Consider the following 10,936-nt stretch of genomic DNA (forward strand, 5'->3'; position numbering starts at 1 on the left):
GGGTGCATCGAGAGGAACTCGACGTCGAGGGACCGCAGACGGAGGTGCCCGCGCTGGTGGGTGTTTCGCGCGGCAAGCTGGTCCTGGTCAACGACGATGATCTGACGTACTGCTCGATGCGCCTCGACGCCGAGTCACTTCGCACCGCGCTGGAGCGGATCGCCGACATCGCCGAACCGCTGCCCCGCTCGCTGGTGTGGTCGGCGGCGTGGGAGATGACCCGCGAGGCCGAGATGCGGGCCCGGGACTTCGTGGCGCTGGTGTCCGGCGGGGTGCAGGCCGAGACCGAGGTCGGCGTCGCGCAGCGGCTGCTGATGCAGGCGCAAACGGCGCTGGCCTCCTACGCCGAGCCGGGCTGGGCGCGCGAACAGGGCTGGCCGGCGTTCGCCGACCGGCTGCTGGAGCTGGCGCGCGGCGCGACGCCCGGCTCCGACCACCAGCTCGCGTTCGTCAACACGCTGTGCTCCTCGGTGCTGTCGACCCGCCACGTCGAGACGCTGGCGGCCCTGCTCGACGGGAATCCGGCCGAGCAGGGTCTGACCGGCCTGGAGATCGACACAGACCTGCGCTGGCGCATCGTGACCGCGCTGGCCACCGCCGGCGCGATCGACGCCGACGGGCCGGCGACCCCGTTCATCGATGCCGAGGCCCGGCGCGACGCGACGGCCGCCGGCCGGCGGAACGCGGCCCAGGCAGCGGCCGCCCGGCCGCAGCCGCGGGTCAAGGAGGAGGCATGGACCAAGGTGGTCGAGGACGACACCCTGGCCAACATCACGGCCCGGTCGATGATCGCCGGCATCGCGGCGCCGGGGCAGGGCGAGCTGCTCAAACCGTTCGCGGCGCGCTATTTCCAGGCGATACCCGGGGTGTGGGCGCGCCGCTCCAGCGAGGTCGCCCAGACCGTGGTGATCGGCCTGTACCCGCACTGGGACATCAGCGACTCCGGTATCGCCGCCGCCGACGAGTTCCTGCGCGCCCCGGAGTCGGAGGTGCCGCCGGCCCTGCGCAGGCTGGTGCTGGAAGGCCAGGCCGGGGTCAAGCGGGCCCTGAAGGCCCGCAAACGCGACGCGGCCGGCAGTTAAACGAGCCGCGAGCGTGCGCGGTTGTACGCCAGCGACCGGCGAGTCGCGTACAAACACGCACGTTCGCGGGTAGACCCGCCGTTAGGCGGGTGAGATACCAGCGCTGAGCACGCGGATCGCGCTGACCAGCCCGTCGACCAGGTCGCCCTGCTCGAACGCCGATGCGGCCGCGGCAACACCCAGGGGTGCGGCCGACTCCGCGCCGCGGCCCCGGACCTGAGAGCCGTAGACGACCTCGATGGCGCGCTGGTCGGGCGAGACGGCGAGCAGCACCGCGTTGTCCGGCGTCGGTACCTTGGCCAGGATCTCGCGGGCCCGTGCGGCGGTGTCGCTGCCCAGGTCGCCCAGGTAGATGGCGAACCGCGCCATCGAGGCCCGCGAGCCGTATTTGAGCGCGTCGTCGATGGCGACGAGGTCCTTGATCGCGAACGGATACTTCACCGACAGTTCGCCGGGCTCGGTGACCGCCGAGATCCGTCCGCTGGTGGTGATGACGGCGCCCTCGGGCAGGTCGCCTTGATCGATCGTCGCTAGCTCACCATGTGCCACTGGCGCCACCTCCCACTGAGAACTTCGATGCGTCATGCCCGCCATGCGCGTGGCCGACGGCTTCGTCCGTCGCGGCCCACAGGATCGGCGGATGTGTCCAGGGCTCGGAGAGCTTGTAGGTCGCGGGGTGCGGCCCCTTGCGCGAAAAGATCGGCACCGCCAGCAGGATCACCAACAGCAGCGGGATTCCGATAAAGAACAGGTGGGTCTGCATAAGGCTCACGACGCAAACCGTATCCCACCCGGGCGACTTTCGGGACACCCGGACCGGCCTCGGACCGGCTAAGCCGCCCCTTCACCGAGATAGCGGGCCCACGCCGGGTCCAGCTCCTTGACCGTCGACAGCAGCCGCCAGTGTTGGCCCGTCGGCGGCATCGGCGCCCGGCGCAGCGTCCAGCCGAGTTCGGCGAGCAGCTTGTCGCCCTTGCGGTGGTTGCACGTCGAGCAGCACGCGACGCAGTTCTCCCAGGAGTGGTCGCCGCCGCGGCTGCGCGGCACCACGTGGTCCACGGTGTCGGCTTTAGCGCCGCAGTAGGCGCAGCAGAAACGGTCGCGGTGCATCAGCGCGGCACGGGTCATCGGCACGCGGGCGCGGTACGGTACCCGCACGAACGCCCGCAGCTGGATCACCGAGGGCACCACGATCGAACTGGTCGCCGAGTGGATGACCGGTCCGGCCGGGTCGTGATGCACCACGTCGGCCTTGCCGCAGATGACCATCACGATGGCGCGCCGCATCGGCAGCGCCGTGAGCGGCTCGTAGGTGGAGTTGAGCAACAGCACCCGCCGCCGGCTCCAGATCGACGAGCCGTCCTGGCGGGGGGGAGGGTAACTTTCAACACTGTGCAGGCATGACGCGGTCGCTGGCTCGGTCGACCCTGCCGCGGCACCGGAAATGCGGTGGCTGCGGCGTCTCTTGCCCTGCGCCATAAATCCTCCGCGGATAGTCCACCATGATTCGCCGCGGATCGCACCCCTATTCCCCGCGTGAGCCGTGTCCATCCGGTGAACAGCAGGCAAGTCTTGGCGCGGGTTCGCGCCCGGCGCGCCTCCCCCACCGCCCCATGCACCACAATGGAGGGGATGGATCAGGTCAGCTTTTACGACGCCGTCGGCGGTGCCGAAACCTTCAACGCGATCGTCTCGCGGTTTTACGAGCAGGTCCCCGAGGACGAGATCCTGCGCGAGCTGTACCCCGCCGACGACCTGGCGGGCGCCGAGGAAAGGTTGCGAATGTTTCTCGAGCAGTACTGGGGCGGCCCGCGGACGTACTCCGACCAGCGCGGCCACCCGCGGCTGCGGATGCGCCACGCCCGATTCCGGATCACGCCCATCGAGCGGGATGCATGGTTGCGCTGCATGCACACCGCCGTCGCGTCCATCGACTCGCAGACGCTCGACGACGAGCACCGCAAAGAGTTGCTGGACTACCTCGAGATGGCCGCCCACTCGCTCGTGAACACGACCATCTGATGGCGGGCGAGACGGGCAAGCCGTGGTGGTCGAACGCGATCTTCTACCAGGTCTATCCGCGGTCGTTCGCCGACAGCAATGACGACGGGGTGGGCGACCTGGACGGGCTGACGGCCCGGCTGGACCACCTGCAGGAGCTCGGTGTCGACGCGATCTGGCTCAACCCCGTCACGGTGTCCCCGATGGCCGATCACGGCTACGACGTGGCGGATCCGCGCGACATCGATCCATTGTTCGGCGGGCTGGCGGCGTTCGAGCGGCTGGTGACGGCCGCACACCAGCGCGGCATCAGGGTCACCATGGACGTCGTCCCCAACCACACCAGCTCCCAGCACCCGTGGTTTCGGGCCGCGCTGGCCGCGGGCCCGGGCACCGAGGCGCGGGACCGGTATTTCTTCCGCGACGGGCAAGGCCCCGACGGGGCGGCGCCGCCGAACAACTGGGAGTCGGTGTTCGGCGGCCCGGCCTGGACGCGGGTGGTCGAGCCGGACGGCGACCCCGGCCAGTGGTACCTGCACCTTTTCGACGCCGAGCAGCCGGACCTCAACTGGGACAATCCCCAGGTCTTCGACGACTTCGAGAAGACGCTGAGGTTCTGGCTGGAGCGCGGCGTCGACGGCTTCCGCATCGACGTGGCGCACGGCATGGCCAAGCCCGAGGGCCTGCCGGACGCCAAGGACAGCAGCACGGTGTTGCGCCACACCGACGACGACCCGCGCTTCAACAACCCGAACGTGCACGCCATCCACCGCGACATCCGCACGGTGGTCGACGACTATCCCGGGGCGATGACCGTCGGCGAGGTGTGGGTCACCGACAACCGTCGCTGGGCGGAATACCTGCGGCCCGACGAGCTGCACCTCGGCTTCAACTTCCGGCTCACCCGAACCGAGTTCGACGCCACCGAGATCCACGACGCGATCCAGAACTCGCTGGCGGCCGCGGCGCTCGTCGACGCCACCCCGACCTGGACGCTGTCCAACCACGACGTCGGCCGCGAGGTCACCCGCTACGGCGGCGGGGAGGCCGGGCTGCGCCGGGCGCGCGCCATGGCCATGGTGATGCTGGCCCTGCCCGGTGCGGTGTTCGTCTACAACGGCGAAGAACTGGGCCTGCCCGACGTCGACCTGCCCGACGAGGTGCTGCAGGACCCCACGTGGGAACGCTCCGGACACACCGAGCGGGGCCGCGACGGCTGCCGGGTCCCGATGCCGTGGTCGGGTGACACTCCGCCGTTCGGCTTCTCCGGCTCCGCCGACACCTGGCTGCCGATGCCGGAGGACTGGGCGACGCTGACCGTCGAGAAGCAGCGCGCCGACGCCGGGTCGACGTTGTCGTTCTTCCGGCGGGCGATTGAGTTGCGCAGGGCCCGTGCGGAATTCGAGGGCACCACGATCGACTGGCTGACGGCGCCGCGCGACGCGCTGATCTTCCGCCGCCGCGCGGGCGGGCTGCGTTGCGTCCTCAACGCGGGCAGCCGGCCGATCCCGCTGCCGCAGGGGCAGGTCATCCTGGCCAGCGTGCCGCCGGCCGGCGGTGCCTTGCCGCCCGACGCCGCGGCGTGGCTCGTCTAGTCCGAAGTTACGAGGATCGGGCCCTGTGCGTGGACGGTGATCGGAGCCGGCCCAGCCGGAATCGGCCACGACTGCGTTCTCAGCGCAGCACCAGCGCCGGGGCGCCGCGACGCCGGTACACCGAACCGAACCTGGCGTCGATGCGCAGCCAGTTGGGCATGACGCGGACGCGGACGATCTCCTCGGCGGGGATCGCGTCCGCCTGCTGCGGCAGGAATCCCATTGCGGTCATGGCGAACACGCACCGCATCGGCAACCCCACCGAGGCATCTTCCGGGGCCTGGGCCGAACTGACCTGGATGACCTCCTGGTCGAGCAGCGAGACGGGCGGGCCGTGGGAACTGCTGTGCTCCTTGGCAAGTCGCGCGCCGCGCTCGGCGAGGTCCAGCATCACCCGGGCCGGCACGTCGTCGACGTGGATGAAGCCGGATTCCGGGGGCAGCGCACCCCGCCAGGCCGAGTCCATCGAAAAGCCCGGATCCACGTAGCCCGAGGCGTCCATCGCGGCCAGGCCGCGCGCCAATGCGTCCGCGGCCACCGACAGGTCGGCGGGCCGCACGGTGCCCCCCACCACGCGGCAGGCCAGTACGTCGAAACCCGTTGCCACCCAGGCGGTCACCAGCCCACCAGCGCGAGCGCGCAACCGGATCACCGCCGCGTCGTCGAGTCGCAGCGCGCGATCGACGAACGTGGCCAGGTCCGCCCGCTGGGCGGCACCGCCTTGCGGCCCCAGCCACAGCCCCCGCTCGGCTCCGCCTCCTGTTACCTCAGCCACCGTTGCAAGTACTCCCGTTGGTGTGGTGAGAGCCGCACCAGTCGCTGCTCCACGATGTGGACCGCGGCCAGCTGCGACTCGGCGATGACGGCCGGCTTGGAATCGGGGGCGGCGCCGACCGAACGCACCTCGTAGCCCAGCGTGAAGTCGACCGTCCGCAACCGCTTGGTCCAGATGGTCACCTGCAGAGGCGAATCGGCGAGCCGCAGCTGCGCCTTGTAGGTGACCCGGACGTCGGCGATCAGCAACCCGACCGTGGCGATGTCGAGGGCGAACGGCTCGGTGAGGAACGGCACCCGCGCTTCTTCCAGGATCGTGACCATGGTGGCGTGGTTGATGTGCTGGTACATGTCGATGTCCGACCAGCGCACCGGCACGGGCGCGACGTAACCGACGCTCAACTCGACGAGCCCCTTCCGCTGGTGCGGGTCATGCGCCGGATCTGCCGCGCGGCCACCGACAGCGTCGCGAGATCCTTTGCCCCGCTCTCCTGGATCTCGGCCAGCGTCCGGCGGGCCCGCTCCACCCGCGAGGCGCTGAGGTGCTCCCACTCCGCGATCTTCTCCTCGCCGGTCTCGTCTGGCTCCCCGACGGCGAGCACATCGAAGCACAGCGAGCGCAGCGATGCGTAGATGTCGTCGCGAATGGCCAAGCGCGCCAACGAATGCCAGCGGTCGTTGCGGGGCAGCTCGGACACCGCGGTGAGCAGCCCGTCGGTGCCGAGCCGGTCCATCAGGGCGAAGTAGGTGTCGGCGACCTCGGCGGCGTCGATTTCGTTGATGTCGGCGATGTCGATGATGTCGAGCAGGCTGAAGCGGTACAGGCCGGCGGCGACGAGGTAGGCCAGGTCCTCCGGCGTGCCCTGCAAGGAGTATTCGGCAGCTTCCTTTTCCACGATGGCCTTGTCGTCACCACGCAGCCACTCCGACATGCGCGGGGTCAGCTCCTTGACCTTCGCGGCGAAGCGGTTGATCTCGGCGCCGACGGCCAGCGGCTGCGGACGGTAGTTGAGCAGCCAGCGCCCGGATCGGTCGATCAGGCGCCTGGTGTCCAGCGTGAGCCGGTCCGACAGGGCCACCGGTATGTCCGCCGCGCGAATCTGCCGCCACAGGTCGCCCACCCCGAAGATGGCGTCGGTGGCGACGTAGGTGCGGACCGCGTCGACGGGCTGGACGCCGACGTCCTCGGCGATCCGGAAGGCGTAGCTGATGCCCCCGGTGTCCACCAGGTCGTTGATCAACATGGTGGTGACGATCTCGCGGCGCAGCTGGTGCGCACGGATCTCCGGGGCGAACCGTTCGCGTAGCGGCGTCGGGAAGTAGAGCGGCAACCGGGAGGCGAACACGTCCTGCTCGGGCAGCTCGGTGCCCAGCATGTCCTCCTTGAGGCCGAGCTTGACGTGCGCCATCAGCGTGCACAGCTCGGGCGAGGTGAGCCCGATGCCCGCCTCCGAGCGGCGGCGGATCTCCTTCTCCGACGGCAGCGCCTCCAGCTCGCGGTTGAGGCCGCGCTCCTCGACCAGGAACTTGATCTGGCGTTCGTGCACCGGCAGCAGGCTGGCCGCGTTGCAGCGGCTGGTGCCGATGAGGTCGTTCTGGTCCTCGTTGTCGGTGAGCACCAGCCGTGCCACCTCGTCGGTCATCGACTCCAGCAGCTCTTTGCGCTCGTCCGGGTCGACCTTGCCCGCGGTGACCAGCGAGTCGATCAGGATCTTGATGTTGACCTCGTGGTCCGAGCAGTCCACACCGGCGGAGTTGTCCATCGCATCGGTGTTGATGCGCCCGCCCGACAGGTCGAACTCGACGCGACCCAGCGCCGTCACACCGAGGTTGCCGCCTTCGCCGATCACCTTGGCGCGCACCTGGTTTCCGTTGATGCGGACCGGGTCGTTGGCGCGGTCCCCCACGTCGGAGTCGGACTCGGATTCGGCCTTGATGTAGGTGCCGATCCCACCGTTGAACAGCAGATCCACCGGGGCCTGCAGGATCGCCTTGATCAGGTTGGGCGGGGCCATCTCCTCGGAGTCGCCGTCGATGCCAAGGGCGGCGCGGACCTGCTCGCTGACCGGAATCGCCTTCTGCTCGCGCGAATACACGCCGCCGCCCTCGCTGATCAGCGACTTGTCGTAGTCGTCCCAGCTGGAACGCGCCTGGTCGAACAGCCGCCGGCGTTCCTCCCAGGACACCTCGGGATCGGGGTCCGGGTCGAGGAACACGTGGCGGTGGTCGAAGGCGGCGATCAGCTTGATGTGCTTGCTCAGCAGCATCCCGTTGCCGAACACGTCGCCGCTCATGTCGCCGATGCCGACGACGGTGAAGTCCTCGGCCTGGGTGTCGACACCCATCTCCCGGAAGTGCCGTCTGACCGCCTCCCACGCCCCCTTGGCGGTGATGCCCATGGCCTTGTGGTCATAGCCGACCGACCCGCCGGAGGCGAACGCGTCGCCCAGCCAGAACCCGTACGACTTGGCGACGTCGTTGGCGATGTCGGAGAACGTGGCGGTGCCTTTGTCCGCGGCCACCACCAGGTAGGCGTCGTCGCCGTCGCGCCGCACCACCTCCGGCGGCGGGTTGACCTTCCCTGTCGCGTGGTCGACGTTGTCGGTGACCTCCAGCAGCCCGGAGATGAACAGCCGGTAGCAGGCCACGCCTTCGGCGCGGCTGGCGTCGCGGTCGGCGGCGGGGTCACCGGTGGGCAGCGGCGGGCACTTGACGATGAACCCGCCCTTGGCGCCGACCGGCACGATGACGGCGTTCTTCACCGCCTGCGCCTTGACCAGGCCGAGGATCTCGGTGCGGAAGTCGTCGCGGCGGTCCGACCAGCGCAACCCGCCACGGGCCACCGGACCGAACCTCAGGTGCACACCCTCGACGCGGGGGGAATACACGAAGATCTCGTATTTGGGCCGCGGCAGCGGCAGCTCGTCGATCAGCTGCGCGTCCAGCTTGAGCGCCAGCACGTTCTGCGCGCGGGCCGAACCCTCTTTCGTCACAAAGTAATTGGTGCGCAGTGTGGCCTGCACCAGCGACGCGAAGGCACGCAGGATACGGTCGGTGTCCAGGCTGCGCAACGCGTCGATGTCCGCGGCGACCGCGTTGGCCGCCGATTGCGCGTCGCGGCTCCCGGAGGATCCCCGGGGGTTGAACAGCGCCTCGAACAGCGCGACGAGCGAGCGCGCGGTCGAGGGGTGGTCATTGAGCACCGCCTCGATGTGGGACTGGCTGTAGGGGAACCCGGCCTGCCGCAGGTATTTCGTGTAGGCGCGCAGCAGCACGACCTGCTGCCAGGCCAGGCCCGCGCGCATCACCAACTCGTTGAATCGGTCGATCTCGACACGGCCCTGCCAGATCGCGGTGACCGCGTCGGCGAATCGCTGTGCCGTCGCCTCGCGCTCTTCCTCCGACGACGCCTGCGGCATGGTCGGGTGCGGTGAGATCTTGAACTGATAGATCCACACCGGCAGCTCGTCGGCCCGGGTGACGGTGAAGGGCCGCTCCTCGAGCACGTCGACCCCCATGCTCTGCAGCATCGGGAGCAACTGACTCAGCGACGCAGTGTGCCCTCCCAGGAACCAGGTGAGCTGGGCGAGCCCTTCTTCGCCGCTGTCGGAGAACACCAGCTTGACCGAGTCATCGGTCAGCTCGTTGATGATGCGGATGTGGTCGATGGCGTCGGCGGGCGCGACGGCCTGCTTGTAGGTCTCGGGGAACGCGGCCGCGTAATGCTCGGCGTCCGCCTGTGTGACGGTGTCGTCGGCCGCGGCGCCGAGCAGCCGGTCGGACCAGGTTTGGGCGGCTTCGCTCAGCATCGCCTGGATCCGGACCCGGTTCTCTTCGGAGATGTCGATCGGAGCGGCGGCGACACCTTCCTGTTTCGGGGGCAGCCGCACCATGAAATGCATCAGCGCCCAAGGGGATTCGCTGACACGCGCGGTGAATTCGAGTCGTGTCCCGCCGAATTCGCGCACCAGGATGTCCTCGATCTGGCGCCGCACGGGTGTGGTGTAGCGGTCGCGGGCCACGTAGACCAGGCAGGAGACGAAGTACTGGAGCCGGTCGGCGCGCAGGAACAACAACGCGCGCCGCTGGGATCCCAGGTCGACCACGGCTTTGGCCATCGCCAACAGCCGCTCGGCGCTCAGGGTGAACAACTCCGACCGCGGGACCGTCTGGATGACGTCGAGAAGGAGCTGCCCGGGATAGGCGGGGTCGCTGTCGGACATCGTGAGCACTTCGCGGACCCGGTGCGAGACCATCGGGATCTCCAGCACGTCCGCGTTCATGGCTGCGATGGTGAAGAGCCCGACGAAGCGGTGCTCGACGATGCCGGCACCGTCACCGTCGCCGACGTACTCGCGGACAGCGATGGCGTACGGGTAGGCGCCGTAGCGCAGATAGCTGCCGACGACGGACTGGGCCAGGACCAACAGTTGGTCGTCGTCGGTCAAGCGTGGCCGCGAACCGGTGCGCGTCCTCAGCACGCCCAGGCCCCGCGACCCGTCGCCGGAGACCTCGCTGCCGTGCACCCGGCAGTGCTGATAGCCCAGTAGGAGGAAGTTGCCGTCGGCCAGCCAGCGCAGCAGCGCGGCCACTTCGTCGCGGTCCGGTGCGGCGAAATGGTCATCGGCGTTGGCTTCGACGGCGGCGGTCACCTGCTCGAGCGCGGCGATCAGATCCGTTGCGTCGCGGGCGACCTGCTGGACGTCGGCCAGCACCTTGGACAGCAGCCGCTCGAGCTCGGCGAGGGCCTTGGTGTCGACGGCCGGGGACAGCTGCACGTGAATCCACGCCTCGCCGTCATACGGTGACGCGCCGGCGGGCTTCGGCCCGATGCCGCGCAGGTCCCCCTCGGGGCTGCGCCGCACCTCGAACACCGGGGTCATGATGGCCGCGTAGGCGACACCGAGGCGGTGCAGCAGCACCGTGACGGAGTCCATCAGCATCCCGCCGTGGTCGGTGACGACCTGCAGCGCGGGCCCGAACCCGGCGGGATCGTCCGGGGGATATACGGCGACGCAGCTTTCGCCGGCCGGGCGGTGCTCGCCGAGCCGGTAGTGCGCACCGAGCATCGCCGGCGTCACGATGGCGGCAGGCATGCTCACATCGACCGGCCCGGCTTCCCCGGGCTCGTCGGTGTGCGGACCGCGATAACTCTCGAGATAGGCCGTCGAGATCCACTCAGGAATGTCCTCATCCGCGGAGAACGTGGTCCACGGCTGAATGTCCTGCTTAGCCCCGGGATCGATCGTCATGCCGATTGCTCCCAACTTGCGACGGATGTCAGCGCTCAGCGCGGGCCGACGTCAGTCGCGCGTCAACTTGCGGTGGGTCACTCTGTGCGGACGGGCGGCCTCGGCGCCCAGCCGGTCAATCTTGTTTTCCTCGTAGGCCCCGAAGTTGCCCTCGAACCAGAACCACTTGGCCTCGTTGTCCTCGTCGCCCTCCCACGCCAGGATGTGCGTGCAGGTGCGGTCGAGAAACCAG

At 69.3% G+C, this 10,936-nt stretch carries 9 protein-coding genes and 1 pseudogene; 3 read left to right on the plus strand and 7 right to left on the minus strand.

What is annotated here, in order from left to right:
- On the plus strand, positions 1-1,082 hold a 1,082-nt coding region (locus AC2VOR_RS17795), incomplete at its 5' end, for an ERAP1-like C-terminal domain-containing protein (protein WP_486964229.1).
- 81 nt (positions 1,083-1,163) lie between these two features.
- Here AC2VOR_RS17795 and AC2VOR_RS17800 read toward each other — a convergent pair.
- The 3 genes from AC2VOR_RS17800 to AC2VOR_RS17810 form a co-directional block, all read right to left on the minus strand.
- Positions 1,164-1,631: a DUF5130 domain-containing protein gene (locus tag AC2VOR_RS17800; RefSeq protein WP_486964230.1), complete on the minus strand. Its 468-nt coding sequence runs from the start codon at positions 1,629-1,631 to the stop codon at positions 1,164-1,166.
- Positions 1,618-1,845 (minus strand): aa3-type cytochrome oxidase subunit CtaJ, encoded by a 228-nt coding sequence (gene ctaJ, locus AC2VOR_RS17805; protein ID WP_486964237.1) that lies wholly within the window; start codon positions 1,843-1,845, stop codon positions 1,618-1,620. The genes AC2VOR_RS17800 and ctaJ overlap by 14 nt, the downstream gene beginning before the upstream one ends.
- A 68-nt stretch (positions 1,846-1,913) precedes the next feature.
- Positions 1,914-2,561, minus strand: coding sequence for an HNH endonuclease (locus AC2VOR_RS17810; protein WP_486964231.1), 648 nt, complete (start codon positions 2,559-2,561; stop codon positions 1,914-1,916).
- Between the two features lie 153 nt (positions 2,562-2,714).
- On the opposite strand from AC2VOR_RS17810, the gene AC2VOR_RS17815 reads away from it, so the two are divergent.
- Together AC2VOR_RS17815 and AC2VOR_RS17820 are read left to right on the plus strand one after the other, a co-directional pair.
- The gene (locus AC2VOR_RS17815; protein ID WP_486964232.1) at positions 2,715-3,104 is read left to right on the plus strand and encodes a globin; all 390 of its coding nucleotides are present in this window, start codon (positions 2,715-2,717) and stop codon (positions 3,102-3,104) included.
- Positions 3,104-4,678: a glycoside hydrolase family 13 protein gene (locus tag AC2VOR_RS17820; RefSeq protein WP_486964233.1), complete on the plus strand. Its 1,575-nt coding sequence runs from the start codon at positions 3,104-3,106 to the stop codon at positions 4,676-4,678. The genes AC2VOR_RS17815 and AC2VOR_RS17820 overlap by 1 nt, the downstream gene beginning before the upstream one ends.
- Positions 4,679-4,757: 79 nt before the next feature.
- Here AC2VOR_RS17820 and AC2VOR_RS17825 read toward each other — a convergent pair whose 3' ends face one another.
- From AC2VOR_RS17825 to AC2VOR_RS17840, 4 genes and pseudogenes are all read right to left on the minus strand, one after another.
- The gene (locus AC2VOR_RS17825) at positions 4,758-5,453 is read right to left on the minus strand and encodes a DUF8010 domain-containing protein (RefSeq protein ID WP_486964234.1); all 696 of its coding nucleotides are present in this window, start codon (positions 5,451-5,453) and stop codon (positions 4,758-4,760) included.
- Positions 5,441-5,854, minus strand: a complete 414-nt coding sequence (locus AC2VOR_RS17830) for an acyl-CoA thioesterase (RefSeq protein WP_486964235.1) — start codon at positions 5,852-5,854, stop codon at positions 5,441-5,443. Before AC2VOR_RS17830 ends, AC2VOR_RS17825 begins: the two co-directional genes overlap by 13 nt.
- On the minus strand, positions 5,851-10,704 hold the full coding sequence (locus tag AC2VOR_RS17835; protein WP_486964236.1) for an NAD-glutamate dehydrogenase: 4,854 nt from the start codon (positions 10,702-10,704) through the stop codon (positions 5,851-5,853). Before AC2VOR_RS17835 ends, AC2VOR_RS17830 begins: the two co-directional genes overlap by 4 nt.
- A gap of 51 nt (positions 10,705-10,755) precedes the next feature.
- Positions 10,756-10,936, minus strand: a pseudogene (locus AC2VOR_RS17840) (energy-dependent translational throttle protein EttA); the annotation flags it as partial.

This window comes from Mycobacterium sp. TH-M103 (genome assembly GCF_057473785.1).

Bases quoted from the DNA above. Each gene is read 5' to 3' on its own strand.
- AC2VOR_RS17835 (WP_486964236.1), bottom strand. From the start codon at position 10,704: ATGACGATCGATCCCGGGGCTAAGCAGGACATTCAGCCGTGGACCACG.
- ctaJ (WP_486964237.1), bottom strand. From the start codon at position 1,845: ATGCAGACCCACCTGTTCTTTATCGGAATCCCGCTGCTGTTGGTGATC.
- AC2VOR_RS17815 (WP_486964232.1), top strand. From the start codon at position 2,715: ATGGATCAGGTCAGCTTTTACGACGCCGTCGGCGGTGCCGAAACCTTC.
- AC2VOR_RS17810 (WP_486964231.1), bottom strand. From the start codon at position 2,561: ATGGCGCAGGGCAAGAGACGCCGCAGCCACCGCATTTCCGGTGCCGCG.
- AC2VOR_RS17820 (WP_486964233.1), top strand. From the start codon at position 3,104: ATGGCGGGCGAGACGGGCAAGCCGTGGTGGTCGAACGCGATCTTCTAC.